This is a genomic window from Pseudomonas sp. NPDC090755, assembly GCF_044769005.1.
In the GTDB taxonomy this organism is placed as follows: domain Bacteria; phylum Pseudomonadota; class Gammaproteobacteria; order Pseudomonadales; family Pseudomonadaceae; genus Aquipseudomonas.
On the sequence record NZ_JBIVXC010000011.1, the window covers coordinates 84,021 to 103,523 of the forward strand.

At 64.4% G+C, this 19,503-nt stretch carries 19 protein-coding genes; 7 read left to right on the forward strand and 12 right to left on the reverse strand.

Translation table 11 applies throughout. The features are described from left to right. Positions 1-3: 3 nt before the first annotated feature. The 4 genes from ACIQUS_RS17195 to miaB form a co-directional block, all read right to left on the reverse strand. The gene (locus ACIQUS_RS17195) at positions 4-843 is read right to left on the reverse strand and encodes an HlyC/CorC family transporter (protein ID WP_403048709.1); all 840 of its coding nucleotides are present in this window, start codon (positions 841-843) and stop codon (positions 4-6) included. A gap of 27 nt (positions 844-870) precedes the next feature. After that, positions 871-1,344 (reverse strand): rRNA maturation RNase YbeY, encoded by a 474-nt coding sequence (ybeY, locus tag ACIQUS_RS17200; RefSeq protein ID WP_403048712.1) that lies wholly within the window; start codon positions 1,342-1,344, stop codon positions 871-873. After that, the gene (locus ACIQUS_RS17205; protein ID WP_403048714.1) at positions 1,337-2,338 is read right to left on the reverse strand and encodes a PhoH family protein; all 1,002 of its coding nucleotides are present in this window, start codon (positions 2,336-2,338) and stop codon (positions 1,337-1,339) included. The genes ybeY and ACIQUS_RS17205 overlap by 8 nt, the downstream gene beginning before the upstream one ends. Positions 2,339-2,461: 123 nt before the next feature. Next, positions 2,462-3,790 carry a tRNA (N6-isopentenyl adenosine(37)-C2)-methylthiotransferase MiaB gene (gene miaB / locus ACIQUS_RS17210; RefSeq protein ID WP_403048717.1) on the reverse strand — a complete coding sequence of 443 codons (1,329 nt, stop codon included), beginning with the start codon at positions 3,788-3,790 and terminating at the stop codon, positions 2,462-2,464. A gap of 129 nt (positions 3,791-3,919) precedes the next feature. Between miaB and ACIQUS_RS17215 the strand changes: the two genes are divergently transcribed. Continuing rightward, positions 3,920-4,246, forward strand: coding sequence for a DUF1820 family protein (locus tag ACIQUS_RS17215; RefSeq protein WP_285861904.1), 327 nt, complete (start codon positions 3,920-3,922; stop codon positions 4,244-4,246). Between the two features lie 7 nt (positions 4,247-4,253). Here ACIQUS_RS17215 and ACIQUS_RS17220 read toward each other — a convergent pair whose 3' ends face one another. The 4 genes from ACIQUS_RS17220 to ACIQUS_RS17235 form a co-directional block, all read right to left on the reverse strand. Then, positions 4,254-4,802 carry a tetratricopeptide repeat protein gene (locus tag ACIQUS_RS17220; RefSeq protein ID WP_403048721.1) on the reverse strand — a complete coding sequence of 183 codons (549 nt, stop codon included), beginning with the start codon at positions 4,800-4,802 and terminating at the stop codon, positions 4,254-4,256. Between the two features lie 185 nt (positions 4,803-4,987). Further along, positions 4,988-6,274, reverse strand: a complete 1,287-nt coding sequence (gene hemL, locus ACIQUS_RS17225) for a glutamate-1-semialdehyde 2,1-aminomutase (RefSeq protein WP_403048724.1) — start codon at positions 6,272-6,274, stop codon at positions 4,988-4,990. A 15-nt stretch (positions 6,275-6,289) separates the two neighbouring features. Further along, positions 6,290-6,916: a thiamine phosphate synthase gene (gene thiE / locus ACIQUS_RS17230; RefSeq protein WP_403048727.1), complete on the reverse strand. Its 627-nt coding sequence runs from the start codon at positions 6,914-6,916 to the stop codon at positions 6,290-6,292. Between the two features lie 15 nt (positions 6,917-6,931). Then, on the reverse strand, positions 6,932-7,729 hold the full coding sequence (locus ACIQUS_RS17235) for a hydroxymethylpyrimidine/phosphomethylpyrimidine kinase (protein ID WP_403048730.1): 798 nt from the start codon (positions 7,727-7,729) through the stop codon (positions 6,932-6,934). Positions 7,730-7,994: 265 nt separating this feature from the next. Here ACIQUS_RS17235 and ACIQUS_RS17240 point away from each other — a divergent pair, with 265 nt between their 5' ends. From ACIQUS_RS17240 to ACIQUS_RS17255, 4 genes are all read left to right on the forward strand, one after another. Next, positions 7,995-9,977, forward strand: a complete 1,983-nt coding sequence (locus ACIQUS_RS17240) for a 7TM diverse intracellular signaling domain-containing protein (protein WP_403048733.1) — start codon at positions 7,995-7,997, stop codon at positions 9,975-9,977. Between the two features lie 83 nt (positions 9,978-10,060). Beyond that, positions 10,061-11,713: an acyl-CoA dehydrogenase family protein gene (locus ACIQUS_RS17245; RefSeq protein WP_403048736.1), complete on the forward strand. Its 1,653-nt coding sequence runs from the start codon at positions 10,061-10,063 to the stop codon at positions 11,711-11,713. 32 nt (positions 11,714-11,745) lie between these two features. Then, positions 11,746-13,251 carry an AMP nucleosidase gene (gene amn / locus ACIQUS_RS17250; RefSeq protein ID WP_403049013.1) on the forward strand — a complete coding sequence of 502 codons (1,506 nt, stop codon included), beginning with the start codon at positions 11,746-11,748 and terminating at the stop codon, positions 13,249-13,251. A 6-nt stretch (positions 13,252-13,257) separates the two neighbouring features. After that, positions 13,258-13,887, forward strand: coding sequence for a pseudouridine synthase (locus ACIQUS_RS17255; protein ID WP_403048739.1), 630 nt, complete (start codon positions 13,258-13,260; stop codon positions 13,885-13,887). Here ACIQUS_RS17255 and ACIQUS_RS17260 read toward each other — a convergent pair. After that, on the reverse strand, positions 13,884-14,087 hold the full coding sequence (locus ACIQUS_RS17260) for a DUF2788 domain-containing protein (protein ID WP_403048742.1): 204 nt from the start codon (positions 14,085-14,087) through the stop codon (positions 13,884-13,886). The two genes, ACIQUS_RS17255 and ACIQUS_RS17260, sit on opposite strands and share 4 nt — an antisense overlap. 56 nt (positions 14,088-14,143) lie before the next feature. Then, the gene (locus ACIQUS_RS17265) at positions 14,144-14,620 is read right to left on the reverse strand and encodes an Lrp/AsnC family transcriptional regulator (protein WP_285861914.1); all 477 of its coding nucleotides are present in this window, start codon (positions 14,618-14,620) and stop codon (positions 14,144-14,146) included. A 378-nt stretch (positions 14,621-14,998) separates the two neighbouring features. On the opposite strand from ACIQUS_RS17265, the gene ACIQUS_RS17270 reads away from it, so the two are divergent. Continuing rightward, the gene (locus ACIQUS_RS17270; RefSeq protein ID WP_403048746.1) at positions 14,999-15,511 is read left to right on the forward strand and encodes a hypothetical protein; all 513 of its coding nucleotides are present in this window, start codon (positions 14,999-15,001) and stop codon (positions 15,509-15,511) included. Positions 15,512-15,533: 22 nt separating this feature from the next. Here ACIQUS_RS17270 and ACIQUS_RS17275 read toward each other — a convergent pair whose 3' ends face one another. Together ACIQUS_RS17275 and ACIQUS_RS17280 are read right to left on the reverse strand one after the other, a co-directional pair. After that, on the reverse strand, positions 15,534-16,406 hold the full coding sequence (locus ACIQUS_RS17275) for a cation diffusion facilitator family transporter (protein WP_403048749.1): 873 nt from the start codon (positions 16,404-16,406) through the stop codon (positions 15,534-15,536). 25 nt (positions 16,407-16,431) lie between these two features. Next, complete coding sequence (locus ACIQUS_RS17280; RefSeq protein WP_403048752.1) at positions 16,432-16,851, reverse strand: polyribonucleotide nucleotidyltransferase; 420 nt, start codon at positions 16,849-16,851, stop codon at positions 16,432-16,434. 118 nt (positions 16,852-16,969) lie between these two features. On the opposite strand from ACIQUS_RS17280, the gene hrpB reads away from it, so the two are divergent. Continuing rightward, positions 16,970-19,498, forward strand: coding sequence for an ATP-dependent helicase HrpB (gene hrpB / locus ACIQUS_RS17285; RefSeq protein ID WP_403048755.1), 2,529 nt, complete (start codon positions 16,970-16,972; stop codon positions 19,496-19,498). Positions 19,499-19,503: the final 5 nt, after the last annotated feature.

Here is a 19,503-nt window from a genome sequence, read left to right on the forward strand (position 1 = left end):
TCCTTAACGGGTGATAGGGGTCAGACGCAGCAGGTGTATCCGGCGGCTGTCGGCATTGAGGATACGGAACCGGTACGGGCCGATTTCGGTGATCTCGTTACGCTTGGGCAGATGACCGAAGGCGCTCATGACCAGGCCGCCGACGGTGTCGAATTCGTCGTCGGAGAACTGGCTGTCGAAGAACTCGTTGAAGTTCTCGATCGGGGTCAGCGCCTTGATCAGGAAGTCTCCGCTGGGCAGCGGCTTGATGTAGCTGTCTTCCTCGACATCGTGCTCGTCCTCGATGTCGCCGACGATCTGCTCGAGTACGTCCTCGATGGTCACCAGGCCGGCCACACCACCGTACTCGTCGATGACGATGGCCATGTGGTTGTGGTTGGCACGGAATTCACGCAACAACACGTTCAGGCGTTTGGACTCCGGCACGAAAGTGGCCGGGCGCAGCAGATCCTTGATGTTGAAGCTCTCGCCGTTCTCCTTGAGGATCAACGGCAGCAGGTCCTTGGCCAGCAACACACCGAGCACGTCGTCGTGGCTTTCGCCGACCACCGGGTAGCGCGAGTGCGCAGCGTCGATCACCGCCGGCAGGAACTCGCGCGGCGACTGCGTGGCCTTGATGCTGATCATCTGCGAGCGCGGCACCATGATGTCGCGCACCTGCAGGTCGGCCACCTGGATGGCACCTTCGACGATGGTCAGCGCCTCGCTGTCGAGCAGCTTGTTCTGGTGGGCTTCGCGCAGCAGCTCAAGCAGCTCCTGTCGGTTTTTCGGCTCGTGGGCAAAAGCCTGGGTCAGTTTGCCCAGCCAGGACTTTTGCCCGTTGCTCGATCGATCTTCGCTCATGGCGGTTACTCGTGATCCTTGCAGATATCAGTGTTGGATGTCGTCGTGTTCGTCGTCGGCGTACGGGTCCGGATGACCCAGTTCAGCTAGCAACGTTCGTTCCAGTGCTTCCATTTCCTCGGCCTCATCGTCTTCGATGTGGTCGTAGCCCAACAGGTGCAGGCAACCGTGGATCACCAGGTGGGCCCAGTGCGCTTCCAGGGACTTGCCCTGTTCGGCGGCCTCGCGCTCGACCACGGCCACGCAGATCACCAGGTCGCCGAGCAGGGGAATGTCGAGCAGGTCGTCGGGGACATCGGCCGGGAAAGACAGCACATTGGTGGCGTAGTCCTTGTGCCGGTAGGTGTGATTGAGCTCACGGCCTTCGGCTTCGTCCACCAGGCGAATGGTCATTTCCGAGTCGGCACTGCGCTGGCGCAGGGCCAGCTCGCACCAGCGGCGGAAGAGGGCGTCATCAGGGGCGGCGGCATCCGTGGCCCGTTGCAGGTCAAGTTCAAGCATCGCGGCGGTTGCCTTCGCTGGTGTCCTGCTGACGGCCTTCGAAGCGCTCGTAGGCTTCGACGATGCGCTGAACCAATGGATGGCGCACGACGTCTTTGGGCTGGAAATGGGTGAAACTGATGCCCGGCACATCCTTGAGCACTTCGATCACATGGGCCAGGCCCGACTTGGTGCCACGCGGCAGGTCCACCTGGGTGATGTCACCGGTGATCACCGCCGTGGAGCCGAAGCCGATACGGGTCAGGAACATCTTCATCTGCTCGACCGTGGTGTTCTGGCTCTCGTCGAGGATGATGAAGCTGTTGTTCAGGGTGCGGCCACGCATGTAGGCCAGCGGGGCGATCTCGATCACCTGACGCTCGATCAGCTTGGCCACGTGTTCGAAGCCGAGCATCTCGTACAGCGCGTCATACAGCGGGCGCAGGTACGGGTCGATCTTCTGGGCCAGGTCGCCGGGCAGGAAGCCGAGCTTCTCGCCGGCTTCGACCGCCGGGCGCACCAGCAGGATGCGCCGGACCTGTTCGCGCTCCAGCGCATCGACGGCGCAGGCCACGGCCAGGTAGGTCTTGCCGGTACCGGCCGGACCAATGCCGAAGTTGATGTCGTTGCCGAGGATTTCCTTCACATAGCGCTGCTGGTTCAGCCCGCGCGGACGAATCATGCCCTTGCGCGTGCGCAGGGAGACACTGACTTCGTTGACGGCCGGGTTCTCCAGCTCCTGGACCGCAGACTCCTGCAGGAACAGGTGGACCATTTCCGGCGACAGCTCGGTAGCCTTGGTCTCGCGATAGAGGCGGCGCAGCAGTTGCTCGGCAGAGGAGGTGTGCCTGGGTTCGCCGATCAGTTCGAACTGATTGCCGCGGTTGCGGATTTCAATGGCCAGGCGCTGTTCGATCAGGCGCAAATGCTCGTCGAACTGCCCGCACAGATTGGCGAAGCGATGGGCCTCGAAAGGTTCGAGGATGAAACGATGAGGTTCTATGGGTGCGTTCAAGGTCGTTTTTCAGCCGCCCAACGGCAATGGAGATGGACTCAAGGATAACCCCAGCCGCCGCAGGGCGAAAGCGCTGAAACGATCAAGGGTTGCCGGGCCAGTGTTGCGGCCCGGCCGGACAGGTCATTGTGCCAGCGAGCCGAACAGCGAATGCGGGCGCGCATCGTCGATGTGGATGTCGACGAACTGGCCGATCAGCTTCGGATTGTCGCAGCGGAAGTTGACGATACGATTATTCTCGGTGCGCCCCTGCAACTGGCCGGGGTCGCGGCGCGAGTAGTCGGTGACGAGGATGCGCTGGAGCGTACCGACCATTTGTCGGCTGATTTCGAAGCCCTGGGTGTCGAGGCGATGTTGCAGGGCCTTGAGCCGCTCCTTTTTCACTTCTTCCGGGGTGTCGTCGGGCAGGTCGGCCGCCGGGGTGCCCGGGCGCTGGCTGTAGATGAAGGAGTAGGAGAAGTCGAAGCCCACGTCGGCCACCAGCTTCATGGTCTGTTCGAAATCTTTCTCGGTTTCACCCGGGAAGCCAACGATGAAGTCCGAGCTGATGCAAATACCCGGCACGGCGGCCTTGAGCTTGCGCAGCTTGGACTTGTACTCGAGGATGGTGTGGTTGCGCTTCATCGCCGCCAGCACCCGGTCGGAGCCCGACTGCACCGGCAAGTGCAGGTGCTTGACCAGCTCCGGCACTTCGGCGTGGGCCTGGATCAGGCTGTCGGAAAACTCCAGCGGGTGCGAGGTGGTGTAGCGGATGCGCTCGATGCCATCCACCGCCGCCACGACGCGGATCAGTTCAGCGAGATCGGCCAGTCGGCCATCGTGGGTTTGACCCCGGTAGCCATTGACGTTCTGGCCCAGCAGGGTGATCTCGCGCACGCCGTTCTCGGCCAGGTGGAGGACTTCGCTGAGTACATCATCGAACGGCCGGCTGACTTCCTCGCCGCGGGTGTAGGGCACCACGCAGAAGGTGCAGTATTTGCTGCAGCCTTCCATGACCGACACATAGGCGGTCGGCCCGTCGATGCGCGGCTCGGGCAGGTGGTCGAACTTTTCGATTTCCGGGAACGACACGTCGACCTGGGGCAGGCGCGTGGTGCGTGCGGCATCGATCATTTCCGGCAGCCGGTGCAGGGTCTGCGGGCCGAATACCACGTCGACGTACGGTGCCCGCTTGCGGATCGACTCGCCTTCCTGGCTGGCCACGCAGCCGCCCACGGCGATGACCATCTCCGGGTTCTGGTCCTTCAGCTCACGCCAGCGACCCAGCTGGGAATACACCCGGTCCTGGGCGCGCTCGCGGATCGAGCAGGTGTTGAGCAGGATCACGTCGGCGTCTTCGGCGCGCTCGGTGACCTCAAGGGCCTGATGTTCTCCCAGCAGATCGACCATGCGCGAACTGTCGTACTCGTTCATCTGGCAACCGTGGGTTTCGATATAGAGCTTCTTGGCCATGGGAGATCATCAGGTAATTCGAAGAACCGCATATTATAAGGGGCGTGGGCAGTGGATCCTAGCGTTGTCGGTTCGGGGCCTATGTTATAGTTTGCGCTTTCTTTACAACCTGTGACTGTCCTCGCCGAAATGAGCAAACGTGAAGCGCCTATCTATAAAGTGATCTTTCTCAACCAGGGCCAGGTGTTCGAGATGTATGCCAAGCAGATCTACCAGAGCGATCTGTGGGGCTTCCTGGAAATAGAAGAGTTTGTCTTCGGCGAGCGTACCCAGGTCGTGGTCGATCCGAGCGAGGAAAAGCTCAAGGCCCAGTTCGAAGGCGTGGTGCGCAGTTTCGTGCCGATGCATTCGATCGTGCGTATCGATGAGGTGGAGCGGCTGGGTACGCCGAAAATCAGCGAGGCCCGTGGCGTTGGCAATGTAATGCCGTTCCCGATGCCAATGCCGGAAAAGTAAACCGGTTTCAGGGCAGTGGCGCGAAGGGCGTGCGGCCTTCGGCGGTTTGCAGTTCGAGCAGGTATTTGCGGAAGATCTGGCCCAGTACCTGGGTTGCGGTTTCCAGTTCGTCGCGGGGCATTTGCGCCGACACTTCGTCGGCCATGTCCAGGGCGTCTTCGGCGCCATTGACCGCTGCCATTTTCAACACGATGTACGCCTGTACATTGTTGGCGGCGACACCTTCCCCCTTGAAGAACATGGTCCCCAGGCGGTATTGAGCCTCGGCGTGGCCTTGCAGCGAGGCCTGCTCGAAGTAGCTCAGGGCCTGCTTGAGGTCGCGCGGAGTATTGGTGCCTTCGTAATAGAACTCGCCCAGTTCGTACTGCGCCTGCGCGTCACCGGACGCCGCTGCCTGCTGGCACGCCGCCAGGGCCTGGGGCAGGTCTTCGGGTTGGGAATTGAGGGTGCAGCGGCCCGTTGCCGGAATCAGCAACGAGTTACCGCCTGCCGAGGCCAGCAGGGGCTGAAGAAGCAACAGGCAGCCCAGGGCGAGGGCGCGGCCGGTGCGGTTCATGGGGTCGACTTACCTCTGCAAAGCTGCGGCCAAAGTGTCTGGTGGCACATTATGGGATAAGCAACGCCAACCTTACAAAGTCTTTACTCGATTTTCTGCTCAGCAACCCTCGGTAGGAGCGGGCTTGCCCCGCGATTGCGCTCTGTCAGCCACATCGCTTCGGGGGACAAGCCCGCTCCCATCGTTCAGTTCTTGAGCTTGGCGAACGCCCGCTCGGCGGCATCCAGGGTGATCTTCAGCTCGGTTTCACCGTGGGCGATCGAGGTGAAGCCGGCCTCGAAGGCGCTCGGCGCCAGGTACACGCCACCTTCGAGCATCAGGTGGAAGAAGCGCTTGAAGCGCTCGGCATCGCTGGCCATCACGTCATCGAAGGTGACGATGTCGTCGGCCCCGGTGAAGTACAGGCCGAACATGCCACCGGCCTGGGTGGTGACGAACGGAATGCCGGCGGCATCGGCGCGCTGCTGCAGGCCGTCGAGCAGGCGGCTGGTGTAGGCGCTGAGCTCATCGTGGAAGCCCGGGCGGCTGATCAGCTTCAGGGTGGTCAGGCCGGCGGCCATGGCCAGCGGGTTGCCCGACAGGGTGCCGGCCTGGTAGACCGGGCCCAGCGGCGCGATCTGCTCCATGATCTTGCGCTTGCCGCCGAAGCAGCCCACCGGCATGCCGCCACCGACGATCTTGCCGAAGGTCGACAGGTCCGGGGTGACGCCGTAGTGCGCCTGGGCGCCGCCCAGGGCGACACGAAAGCCAGTCATCACTTCGTCGAAGATCAGTACCACGCCATGCTTGTCGCACAGCGAGCGCAGGCCTTCGAGGAAGCCCGGGGCAGGGGGTACGCAGTTCATGTTGCCGGCCACCGGCTCGACGATGATGCAGGCGACTTCCTGGCCGACTTCAGCCAGCATTTTTTCCACGGCGTCGATGTCGTTGAACGGCAGGGTCAGGGTGTGCTTGGCGAAGGCCGCCGGTACCCCGGCCGAGCTCGGTACGCCCTGGGTCAGCAGGCCGGAGCCGGCCTTGACCAGCAGGCTGTCGGAGTGGCCGTGGTAGCAGCCTTCGAACTTGATGATGCTGTCACGGCCGGTGTAGCCGCGGGCCAGGCGAATGGCGCTCATGGTCGCTTCGGTGCCGGAGCTGACCATGCGGACCATTTCCATCGAGGGCACGATCGAGCAGACCAGGTCGGCCATCTCGGTTTCCATCGCGGTCGGCGCGCCATAGGACAGGCCGTGCTCCAGCTGCTTGCGCACCGAGTCCAGTACGTCCGGGTGGCTGTGGCCGAGAATCATCGGGCCCCAGGAGCCGACATAGTCGACATAGCGCTTGTCATCTTCGTCGGTGACATAGGCGCCTTCGGCGTGCTTGAAGAACAGCGGCGTGCCGCCAACGCTCTTGAACGCCCGCACCGGCGAGTTGACGCCACCGGGGATGTGCTTCTGGGCGTTGGCAAACAGGGTTTCGGAACGAGACATGGAGGGCTCTCTCAATCAGGCAGATGCGAACAGGGCGTTGAAGGCGCGGGCACGGCGGGTGACTTCCTGCGTGCTGTCGGCGCCGAACAGGCCGTGAATCACCGCCAGCAGGTCGGCGCCGTGGGCGACCAGCGGTGCGGCGTTGTCCAGGGTGATGCCGCCGATCACGCAGATCGGCAAGTTGATCCGGGCGCGCGCTTGATCCAGCAAGGCGACGTCGGCCGCCGGGGCGCCCGGTTTGGTCACGGAATTGAAGAAGCGGCCGAAGGCGACGTAGCTTGCGCCTTCGCGGGCGGCCTGTTCGGCCAGCTCAAGCTGGGCGTGGCAGGTGGAACCGATGATCGCCTCGCGGCCGAGCAGGGTGCGTGCCGGGGTCAACGGGCCGTCGGTCTGCCCCAGGTGTACGCCGACACCCAGGCGCGCGGCCAGCTCGGCATCGTCGTTGATGATCAGGCGGGTCTGGTAGCGCTCGCACAACTCAGCCAGGGCTTGCGCTTCGCGCAGGCGCTTGGCCGGGTCCTGGCTTTTGTCACGGTATTGCAGCAGGGTCACGCCGCCTTCGAGGGCCGCCTCGACCCAGGGCAGGAGCTTGCCGGCCAACAGCTGGCTGTCAGTGATGGCATACAGACCGCGTAGCTTCATCTCGGGGCCTCGGGTTCAGGAACAGAAATCCAGGGGGAGGCGACGCGGTACATACTGGCCTTTGCCCAGTTGTTCGGCATCGCGCAGGGTTCGCCAGGTGTAGTCCAGGGCCGAGCGAACGGCGCTGTGCAATTGCTCGCCCAGGGCCAGGCGGCCGGCCAGCGTGCTGGCCAGGGTGCAGCCCGAGCCGTGGTAGCTGCCGGGCAGGCGCTGGCAGGTCCAGGTGTGGCGCTGGCCATCGCGGCTGTACAGGCGGTTGTGGATTTCGTGTTCGTCACCGTGGCCGCCGGTGATCAGCAAGTGTCTGACGAAGGGCAGGAGTTTTTCTGCGCACTCGTCCGCGCTGCCATCGGGCAGTTCGGCCAGGATGCGCGCCTCGGGCAGGTTGGGGGTGGCAATGGTCGCCAACGGCAACAACCGCTCGCGCATGGCATAGCCGACTTCGTCCTTGCCCAGGCGGCCACCGCCGCCGGCACGCAGGACCGGGTCGCAGACCAGCGGCAGGTGCGGGTGGGCGCTGAGCAGTTCGACGACGGTGTCGACCATTTCCAGCGAGCCGAGCATGCCCAGCTTGACCGCCGCTACCGTGGAGTCGGCGAGCACGGCATTGGCCTGGGCCAGTACCCACTCGCGGTCGAGCACGCGAAAGTCACTGACATTGACGGTATCCTGGACGGTCAGGGCGGTCACGGCGGGCGCTGCGTGGCAACCTTGGGCGATCAGGGCTTCGATATCTGCCTGCAGGCCGGCGCCGCCACTGGGGTCGTGGCCGGAGAGACAGAGGACAACGGGGCGGGAGCTGTAGGTATTCATGGTGCGCGAGCTTACCACCAAACGCTTTTGTCGGGACTGCCCCTGCGTCGAGGTTTTTTGATCAAGTGGTCAGGAAGTGCTTGTTGGTTTCCTTGAAATGGCCGGGCTAGAGCTGTTTATTCAAAGTTTTAAGTAGCCTCTGGCGGCCTTGAAAAGCTATGCTAGAGTGCTCGAACGAACCGATAACGGTTACTGCCGGATTGCGTCGTCTCAAACGGATAGGGGGCCACCGCGACACAGCCGGGACAGGCCATGCTGGGGCTGTATGCGCTATTTGCTGATTGTTGTGCTGAGCTGGTTGCCACTGTTGGCCCAGGCGGTCGATTTCGACGACTCGACCCGCAGCCTGCCCCTGGGGCGGCTGATGCAGGTATTCGAGGACCGAGAAGGCAATGCCAGCATTGCCCAGGTGAGCGCCCCTGCCTTCAGCGAACATTTCCGCCCGCACCAGGCCGACGTGCTCAATGCCGGTTACTCGAGCTCGGTGTTCTGGATCCGGCTCGACCTGCACTACACCGGCCAGCCTTCGGCGGCGCCACGCAGCTGGCTGCTGGAACTGGCCTACCCGCCGCTGGACCATCTGGAACTCTACCTGGCCGACGCCACCGGCACCTTCCGCCTGGCCCAGCGCACCGGCGATGCCTTGCCGTATTCCAGCCGCGAGATCGAGCAGAACAACTACCTGTTCGAGCTGCCCTTCACCCCGGGCAAGACCACCACCGCCTACCTTCGCCTGCATAGCCAGGGCTCGGTCCAGGCACCGCTGACCTTGTGGTCCACCGAGGCCTATCTGGAAGCCCAGCCGACCCGCCTCTATGTGCTGGGCCTGATCTACGGCGTACTGCTGGGGATGCTGGTCTACAACCTGTTCATCTACCTCAGCGTGCGCGACACCAGCTACCTCTACTACATCCTCTACATCGCCTCGTTCGGCCTGTACCAGGTGACGGTCAACGGTGCCGGGGTAGCCTACTTCTGGCCGGACAATCCCTGGTGGGCCAATGCCGCCACGCCTCTATTCATCGGTGCGGCGGGGCTGTTCGGTTGCCAGTTCGCCCGTAGCTTCCTGCAACTGTCGCTGACCAGTCGCGGCTTCGATGGCTTGCTCAAGGCGCTGATGGCCGGTGGCATCCTGGTCATGTTGCTGGCACTGACCAGCAGTTACGGCATCGCCCTGCGCCTGGCAACGGCCCTGGCCCTGCTGTTCACCGTGAGCATCTTTGCCGCCGGGGTGTTCGCCTGGCGCCGTGGCCTGCGCGTGGCGCGCTATTTCATCATCGCCTGGTCGGCCTTCCTGCTTGGTGGGCTGGTCAACACCCTGATGGTCCTGGGTTACCTGCCCAATGTGTTCCTGACCATGTATTCCAGCCAGATCGGTTCGGCCCTTGAGGTCTGCCTGCTGTCGCTGGCCCTGGCCGACCGTATCAACAGCATGCGTGAGCAGCAGGCCCAGGCCCTGCGCGAAACCGGGCAGACCCTGGAGCGACTCAACCAGCAACTGGCCAACAGCAACCGTTTGAAGGATGAATTCCTCGCCACCGTGACCCACGAACTGCGCACGCCGATGAACGGGGTGATCGGTTCGCTGGAGCTGATGCAGACGCTGTCCCTGGAACCGGAGCTGGCCCAGTACCAGCGCACCGCCAGTGCAGCGGCCCAGGACATGATGCGCATGGTCGACGACATCCTGATCCTCACCGAGCTGCAAGCCGGGCGCCTGAGTACGCAGAACGCGCCCTTCGGCCTGCGTTTGCTACTGCAGGAGTTGCGCGGCAAGTACGCCACTTCGGCCCTGGCCAAGGGCCTGTACCTGAGCCTGGATACCCCGGCCGACCTGCCCGAGATGCTGGTCGGTGACCGCCACAAGCTGGCGATGTGCATCAGCTACCTGCTCGACAACGGCATCAAGTTCACCCGCCAAGGCGGGGTGATGCTGCAAGTTCGGGGGCGGCTGCTGGGCCCGGACTTGCTCGGCCTGACCATCAGTGTCAGCGACAGCGGTATCGGTTTCGACACCCTGGACGATGCCAACCTGTACCAGCGCTTCTTCCAGGTCGATGGCTCGATGACCCGCCAGTACGGTGGCCTGGGCATTGGCCTGGCGATCTGCCGGAGCCTGGCCGAGCTGATGGGGGCGCGCCTGCAGCATGAGTCCAACCCAGGGCTGGGCAGTCGTTTCGAACTGGGCTTGAGCCTGGCGTTGAGCCAGCCGCAGGCCATGGCCTGGCAGGGGCTAAATCGCGGCTAGTTAGGCGTATTTGTCACTTTGACCGAGGGGCGGGGCGTGATTCACTGAAATTTCAGTCACGTCCGGATCCAGGAGGCCCCTCGATGAACCTGCACCAGTACGCTGAAACCCATGAGGTCACTAACCAGCCGCCATCGCTGGACGGGGCCAATCTCTACCGCATCGACCTGCCACTGCAGCAATGGTCGCGGCACTATGGGGCGGGCTGGGCCGAGGCGCGGATCGATGCGTACGGGGCACTGGCAGGCGGGCCGCTGATGGCGGCGGGGTTCCTGGCCAACCAGCACAAACCGCAATTCAGCAGCCATGATCGCTACGGCCATCGTATCGATCTGGTGGAGTTTCATCCGGCCTATCACCAACTGATGCAAACGGCCATCGAGCACGGCCTGCCGTCGCTGCCCTGGACCGATCCCCGTGCCGGCGCCCATGTCGCCCGGGCCTCCATGACCTACCTGCACAGCCAGGCCGAAGCCGGTAGTGGCTGCCCGTTGACCATGACCTTCGCCGCGGTGCCGGCGCTCAAGTTGCAGCCGGACCTGGCTGGATACTGGCTACCCAAGGTCCTCGCCACCGAGTACGACCCGCGCAACATCGGCGACCGGCACAAGGTCGGCGTGACCCTGGGCATGGCCATGACCGAGAAGCAGGGTGGCACCGATGTGCGCGCCAACACCACACGCGCCTACCCGGTCGGTGCGGCGGGGCCGGGCCAGGCCTACGAGCTGGTCGGGCACAAGTGGTTCTGTTCGGCGCCGATGTGCGACGCCTTCCTGACCCTGGCCCAGACCGACAAGGGCCTGAGCTGTTTCCTGCTGCCGCGCCATCGCCCGGATGACAGCCGCAACCAGTTCTACATCCAGCGCCTGAAGAACAAGCTGGGTAATTGCTCCAACGCTTCGAGCGAGGTGGAGTTCCGCGGCGCCCTGGCCTGGATGATCGGCGAGGAGGGCCGCGGCGTGCCGACCATCATCGAGATGGTCGCCATGACCCGCTTCGACTGCATGGTCGGCTCCAGCGCCCTGATGCGTCAGGCCCTGACCCAGGCGGCCCACCATTGCGCTCATCGCCAGGTGAACGGACGGCTGCTGGCCGAGCAGCCGTTGATGCAGAACGTGCTGGCCGACCTGGCCCTGGAAAGCGAAGCGGCGTTGGCCCTGAGCCTGCGCATGGGCCATGCCCTGGACCAGCCGGACGATCCGCAGCAGGCGCGCTTCGCACGTCTGGTAACGGCCGTGGGCAAGTACTGGATCTGCAAGCGTGCCCCAGCGATGATCAACGAAGCCGCCGAGTGCATGGGGGGGGCAGGTTATGTCGAAGACAGCATCCTGCCACGCCTGTACCGTGAAGCGCCGGTCAACTCGACCTGGGAAGGCTCGGGCAACGTCCAGTGCCTGGATGTGCTGCGGGCCCTGTCCAAGGAACCGGGTGTACTCGATGCCTTGTTCGACGAGCTGGGCGACGGTCATGGTGACGCACGGCTGGCCGCGCACATCGGCAACCTCAAGGCGGCGTTTGCCGATACCAGCGACAGCCAGTACCGCGCCCGTCAGCTCACCGAAGATATTGCCCTGGGCCTGCAGGCCAAGCTGTTACTTGAAGCGGGCAATGCCACGGTCAGCGATGCGTTCATCGGCAGCCGCCTGGGCGGCAGCGGTCGGGTGTACGGTGTGCTGCCGCGGGGCATCGATGTTGGCGAACTGGTGGCACGGTCGACGCCGAACTGGCCGCTCTAACGTGCGTGCCTTTGCCTGAATATATAGGCAAGATGGAGGCATGCATGTCAGACAGGAAGTACATTGTGAGCCGTACTGATGAAGCCTTCGTTGTCGTAGAAACTGCCGAGCAGGCCGTCGATCTCCTGGCGAACCTGCACGAAAAAGCCACCGCTGCCCTGAGCCTGGCGCTCAAGCGCTACCTCAAGGACCGCACCGAGCCCGATGCCCAGGCGCGGGCGTTATTCCGCTACCCGGAGCTACGCCTGACCTACCAGTACCACGGCGAAGTGCCGGCCATCACCCGCGCCTACGCCAAGGTGCAGCTGCCGGGTACCTACAGTGTCACCGTGACCCATCCGGCGGCGTTCCGCGCCTACCTGCTCGAACAGCTCAAGCCGCTGATGCGTGATTTCACCGTGACGGTGGAAGTGGGCGTCAGCGAGCAGAACATTCCGTATCCCTATGTGGTCGAGCAGGGCGACGAACTGGCCGGCAGCGGCATCACCGCCGCGGCGCTGGCGCGGGTGTTCCCCAGCACCGACCTGTCGGCGGCCACCGACGGCATCGCCGATGGCCTGCATGACTGGGCCAACGCCGATCCCCTGCCGCTGGCCCTGTTCGATGCGGCGCGGGTGGACTTCTCCCTGCGCCGCCTGGTGCATTACACCGGTAGCGACTGGCGCCATGTGCAGCCGTGGATCCTGCTGACCAACTACCATCGCTATGTCGATCAGTTCGTCACCCACGGTCTGGAGCAGTTGCGCGAAGATCCACGTTTCGTGCGCATGGTCCTGCCGGGCAACGTGATCATCGAGAAGGGCATGGACAACGGCGAGGCCCAGGCCCTGGTGGCCGGTGTGGTCTGGCACCGTTACCAGATGCCGGCCTACCACCTGATCGCCGCCGATGGCGATGGCATTACCCTGGTCAATATCGGCGTCGGCCCGTCCAACGCCAAGAACATCACCGACCACCTGGCGGTGCTGCGTCCGCATTGCTGGCTGATGATCGGTCACTGCGGCGGCCTGCGTCAGTCGCAGACCATCGGTGATTACGTGCTGGCCCACGCCTACATGCGCCGTGATGGAATTCTTGACCGTGTCGTACCGCCGCACATTCCGATTCCGGCCCTGGCCGAGGTGCAGATGGCCTTGCAGGAGGCTGCGGCCCAGGTCACCGGCGAGCGTGGCGACGAGCTGAAAAAACGCCTGCGTACTGGCACCGTGCTGACCTACGACGACCGTAACTGGGAACTGCGCTGGGCCCAGGAGCGTCCGCTGATCAACCTGTCGCGGGCAGTGGCGGTGGACATGGAAAGCGGCACCATCGCCGCCCAGGGCTATCGACTGCGCGTGCCTTACGGCACCTTGCTGTGCGTTTCGGACAAGCCGCTGCACAGTGAAATCAAACTGCCGGGGGCGGCCAACGCCTTCTACAACCGGGCGGTCAGCCAGCACCTGAAGATCGGTATCGCCGCATTGGACCTGCTGCGCACCGAACTTCATTCGCTGCACTCGCGTAAACTGCGCAGTTTCGATGAGCCGCCGTTCCGCTGAGGCCCCATGCCCTTACCCCCACGCTCCACGCCGCGTCGTCCCGCGGCAAAACCCGCCGGTCCGCGTCGCCAGCCCAAGGCGCCGCCGGCTGAGCCGCGGTTGATCCTGTTCAACAAGCCCTTCGATGTCCTGACCCAGTTCAGCGATGGCGAGGGGCGCGCGACCCTCAAGGACTTCATCGATATCCCTGGCGTCTACCCGGCCGGGCGCCTGGACCGCGACAGCGAAGGCTTGCTGTTGCTGACCAATGATGGCCAGTTGCAAGCGCGGATTGCCGATCCCAGGCACAAGCTGGCAAAAACCTACTGGGTGCAGGTCGAGGGTGAGCCGACGCCTGCGCAGTTGCAGCGCCTGCGCGACGGTGTCGAACTCAATGATGGCCCGACACTGCCGGCCCAGGCGCGTCAGCTCGACGAGCCTCAGCTTTGGCCGCGCAACCCGCCGGTGCGTTTTCGCAAGAGCGTGCCGACCAGCTGGCTGGAGTTGGTGATCAAGGAAGGGCGCAACCGCCAGGTGCGGCGCATGACCGCCGCCGTCGGCCTGCCGACCCTGCGCCTGGTTCGGGTGCGGATCGGCGACTGGACGTTGGACGGCCTGGAGCAGGGGCAGTGGCGGGAAGTGCCGGCCAGGCGCTAGACGCCTTCGATATAGCCGATCACCACGCTTTTGATGATGAAGGCGAGTACACCCAGGCCCAGGACGAAAAACAGAATGAAGGTGCCGAACTTGCCGGCCTTGGATTTCTTCGCCAGGTCCCAGACGATGAAACCCATGAAACCAATCAGGATGGTGACCAGGATGGTCATCATCCACTCTTCGAACAACGCAGGATCCATCGATATTCTCCGGCAAAGTTGAGGCGCGCAATTATACGCCCCACTTGCCGGTCTGACTAACGCAGGTGCGTCAACGGTAGTTCGGTGCTGGCCAGCACCTGGTTGAGCACGAAGCTGGAGCGCACGCTGGTCACCCCTTCGATGCGGGTCAGGTGCCCCAGCAGCAGCTTCTGGTAGTGGTCCATGTCCGGCACCACGACCTTGAGCTGATAGTCGGCGTCCATCCCGGTCACCAGGCTGCATTCCAGCACCTGGGGCAGGCTGCGGATTGCGGCCTCGAAGGTCTCGAAGCGCTCGGGGGTGTGGCGATCCATGCCGATCAGTACATAGGCGGTGAGACTCAGGCCGAGCTTCTTGCGGTCGAGCAGGGCGACCTGGCGCGCGATGTAGCCATCGTCTTCCAGCTGCTTGACCCGCCGCGAACAGGGCGAAGGTGACAGGCCGATGCGTTCGGCCAGTTCCTGGTTGGAGATGCGCGCGTCGCGCTGCAATTCGGCCAGAATGCTCAGGTCGTAACGGTCCAGTTTGCTCATGGATCATGCCTTTTCTGTTTCGATTGCGTTGAATTATCAATCCTTAGGTAAAAATTGCGCAAGTGCTATTTGAATGAGCAATCTTAGCAATCATCTGTCGTCGCCGCAGACGTATGCTTATACCCAGAATCACTGCCCGGACATCAGTCCAGTGCAGCTGGCCCAATCAGGGCAGCTGCGGCCAGCAACCCAACAGGGTTGCGCTCGGCCCCCGGGCTACACACTGTTTACCCAACAGCGTGAGGTGAGCCGGCGTCACAAGCGCCGAGCACGGACAAAATTCTCGAAGGGAGACCACTGGTCTCCCTTTTTTATGCCTGCGATTTTTCATTCAGCTGCCGATAACCTGTGGTCATTCAAGGGTCCGGGAGAAACAGCATGATGTCGTGCATCTGGCGTCTGGCCGCAGCGGGTTTGCTGTGCGCTGGCGTCAATGGGCAGGTACTGGCCGACGGGCAGGGCGGCTCGCCCCTGCAGTCGCGTCCCGATGAAGTGCGTCAGACCCAACCGCCGCGCACCGGTTATTACGAGGATATTCCCCGGCGTGAGCATGGCTACCGGCCCGGGCATGTCATCGATCGATTCGCCGACCCGTACTGGCGGGTACCCTATGCCGGGCAAGACTACTTCTATTCCAATGGCTACTGGTATCGCCCGCAGGGGCCGCGCTACGTGGTGGTGACACCGCCCTACGAGCTGATGGTCTATCCAGCCTCCGGACAGAGTCCACGGCAACTGGACCGTGACCGCTATGAGTGCCATCGCTGGGCGGTGCAGCAGACCGGCTTCGACCCGGCGTCGGCGCGCCATGCACCGGCGGCGCAGGTGATGGACAACTACCGGCGGGCCCAGGGGGCCTGCCTGAACGGCCGGGGCTACAGCGTCATGTAGGGGCTACAAGAAGCTGTAGGCATCAAGGTACGGGGTCGGCGTGCACCAGCACTTCGGCTCGCGGAAACTTGCCATGAATCGCCGCAGCGGCCTGGTCACACAGTGCATGGGCCTGGGTCAGCGGCAGGTCGCCGGGTAGCTCCAGGTGCACCTGGACGAACCAGTGGCTGCCTGAAACCCGCGTGCGCAGGTCATGGGCGCCGCGTACGCCGGGCACGCTGCAGGCCAGCGCGAGCATCTGCTCGCCGATGTCGCCAGGCAGTTCCTGGTCCATCAGGATCGCCGTACTTTCCCGGGCGATCTGCAGGGCACTCCAGAGAATGTACACCGCAATGCCCAGGCCAAAGACGGCATCCAGTTGCGGCCAGCCGACCCGCGCCAGTACCAGGGCGACCAGGATGCTGCCATTGAGCAGCAGGTCGGAGCGGTAGTGCAGCGAGTCGGCCCGCACCGCCGTGGAGCCGGTTATGCGGATCACCCGGGCCTGGAGCATCAGCAAGGCCGCCGTCAGCCCCAGCGACAGCAGCATCACCGCGATGCCGATGGCGGTATCGCCCAGAGGCTGCGGATGCTGCAGACGTTCCACCGCCTGCACGCCGATCAGCACCGCACTGACGCCGATGAACAGCGCCTGGGCCATGCCGGCCATGGCCTCGGCCTTGCCGTGGCCATAGCGGTGGTCATCGTCGGCCGGGCGCAAGGCGTAGTGCACCGCCAGCAGGTTGAGAAAGGACGCGACGCCATCGAGCGCCGAGTCGGTCAGACCGGCCAGCAGGCTCACCGAACCGCTGAGCCACCAGGCCAGGGCCTTGGCCAGGATCAGGATACTGGCCACCGCCAGCGAGGCACGGGTGGCCAGGCGCAGCAGGCGTTGATGTTCGGCCGAAGGGATCATGCTGCCGTGGGCGTCCTGTGCAAGGTCAGGCGGCGGGCTTGATGCCGTACATCGCCAGCTGTTCGACGCTGCCCTTGTGCTGGATCAGGCGCGGGTCGTTCAGGGGCAGGCGCTGGCCCAGTTCGCTTTCGAGGATAGCCTGCAGCTTGCCGTTGTCGACCTTGCCGTCGGCGCTGATCGCTTCGTTGAGTTTCTCCGGAGCGATCTGTGCAGTGGTGCCGCCCGGCAGGTAGATGGCGCCGGTGGCGAAGTCGACGGCAAAGGCGATCAGCCCCGGAATCACGTAGAACAGGATGCCGATGGCATCGAGGGCCGCGACCACCGGGTCGATCTTGCCTTCGATCTGACCGCGCCGGTCAGGGAAGAAAATAGTGCCGCAGGCCGTCAGTTGGGTCAGCAGGGTGGTGACCAGGACGCCGCCGATGACGCGGGAGGGAATACGCATGGAAATCTCCGGTATGAAGGTCACAACGATACAGGCAAAGAGCCGGTATCTACAGCTAAGACCATGATAGAGCAGGCTCGGTTCGCCGTTATACTCGGCGCATTGTTTGAGGGCCACCATGATTTCGTTACCGATCGATGCCGTACTGCCAGCCTTGCGCCACGCCTTGAATCAGCGCCACGAGGCGGTGCTCGAGGCGCCTCCGGGCGCCGGCAAGACCACCCGGGTTCCCCTGGCCCTGCTCGATGAGCCGTGGCTGCAGGGCCAGAAGATCCTGATGCTCGAACCGCGCCGGCTGGCCGCGCGCGCGGCTGCCGAACGACTGGCCAGCGAGTTGGGCGAGCAGGTGGGGCAGACCGTCGGCTACCGCATTCGCCTGGACAGCAAGGTCGGCCCCGATACCCGCATCGAGGTGGTGACCGAAGGCATCCTGACCCGCCGCCTGCAGGCAGACCCTGCGCTGGAAGGGGTGGGCTTGCTGATTTTCGACGAATTTCACGAACGTAGCCTGGACGCCGACCTGGCCCTGGCGCTGAGCCTCAATGGCCGTGAACTGTTGCGTGACGAGCCGCCGCTGAAGATCCTGCTGATGTCGGCGACGCTGGAAGGCGAGCGCCTGTCGAACCTGCTCGATGATGCGCCGGTGGTCAGCAGTGAAGGGCGCATGTACCCGGTCGACATCCGCTGGGGACGGCCCTTCCAGCCGGGCGAGTACATCGAGCCACGGGTGGTCGACTGCGTGCTGCAGGCCATCGCCGACGAGTCCGGCAGCCTGCTGGTGTTCCTCCCCGGCCAGGCCGAGATCCGCCGCGTGCACCAGTCGTTGCAGGAAGCGGTGGGCGAACGTGCGGACATTCTCTTGTGCCCCTTGCATGGCGAGCTGGACCTCGCTGCCCAGCGTGCGGCCATTGACCCGGCGCCGGCCGGCCAGCGCAAGGTGGTGCTGGCGACCAATATCGCTGAAACCAGCCTGACCATCGACGGTGTGCGTGTGGTGGTCGATGCCGGGCTTGCGCGGGTGCCGCGCTTCGACCCGGGCAGCGGCATGACCCGCCTGGACACCCAGCGTATTTCCCGCGCCAGCGCCACCCAGCGTGCCGGCCGGGCCGGGCGTCTGGAACCGGGGGTGTGCTATCGCCTGTGGTCGGAGGCCCAGCACGAACAACTGGCCGCCTATGGCAGTGCCGAGATCCTTCAGGCCGACCTCGCCGGCCTGGCCCTGCAACTGGCCCGTTGGGGCGTCACACCGGACCAGTTGAGCTGGCTCGACCAGCCACCCTCGGCCGCCTACGCCCAGGCGCTGGACCTGTTGCAGCGGCTGGGGGCGTTCAAACCCGATAGTCGCGATGCCCTCACGGCCCATGGCCAGGCGATGGCCGAACTGCCCGCTCATCCGCGTATCGCCCACCTGCTGTTGCGCGGCCAGGACCTGGGGCTGGCGGACATGGCCTGCGATGTCGCCGCCTTGCTCGGCGAGCGCGACATCCTGCGTGGCGGCGGCGCCGACTTGCACAGTCGCCTGGCCCTGCTCAGCGGCGAGACCCGTGCGGTCCGGGGCGGGCAGGGCGGGGTGCAGCGAGCCCGACAACTGGCCCGGCAGTATCGTGGCCAGTTGCGTGGCAAGCCGGGTTCGGCGGTGGCCGATCCCGAGCATCCGCGCTGGCTGGGCGCCTTGCTGGCGCTAGCCTACCCGGACCGGGTCGCCCAGCAGCGGCGTGCCGGTGGCGGCGAGTACCGGCTGGCCAATGGCCGCGCGGCGCAGTTTGGCGAGCCCGATGCCTTGATGAAATGCCCGTGGTTGGTGATTGCCGACCTGGGCAGTCGCCAGGGGCAGCGCGAAGAGCGTATCTACCTGGCTGCCGAGTTCGACCCGAACCTGTTCGACGGCGTGCTGGCCGAACAGGTGCGCGCGTTCGATGTGCTGGATTGGGACGAACGCGAGAACGTGCTGCGTGCCGAGCGCCAGCGCAAGGTGGGTGAGCTGGTGCTCAGCCGTGAGCCCATGACTGGGCTCGACGAAGACGCCCGTGCCCGGGCGTTGCTGGACCTGGTCCGGCGCAAGGGCCTGGCGTTGTTGTCGTGGACGCCTGAACTGCGCCAGTGGCAGGCGCGCGTAGCCTTGCTGCGTCAGCTGGACCTTGCGGCGGGCAACAGCAGCGAATGGCCAGACCTGAGCGATGCCGCCCTGTTGGCGACGCTTTCGGACTGGCTGCAACCTTACCTGGGCAAAGTCACCCGCCTTAGCCATTTCGCCCAGCTCGACCTGGCTTCGATCCTGCGCAACCTGTTGCCCTGGCCGCTGCCCCAGCGCCTGGATGAATGGGCGCCGGTGCACCTCTGCGTCCCCTCGGGTTCGAACATCCGCCTGGACTACAGCGAAACGCCACCGATCCTTGCCGTGCGCCTGCAGGAACTGTTCGGCCTGGCCGATACTCCGCGCATCGCCCAGGGACGCCAGCAAGTGTTGCTGCACCTGCTGTCACCGGCACGTCGCCCGGTGCAGGTGACGCAGGACCTGGCCAACTTCTGGCGTACTACCTATGCCGAGGTGAAGAAGGACCTCAAGGGGCGCTATCCGAAGCACTACTGGCCGGATGACCCGCTGGTGGCCGAGGCCACGGCGCGGGCAAAACCCAGGGGCACCTGAAGACC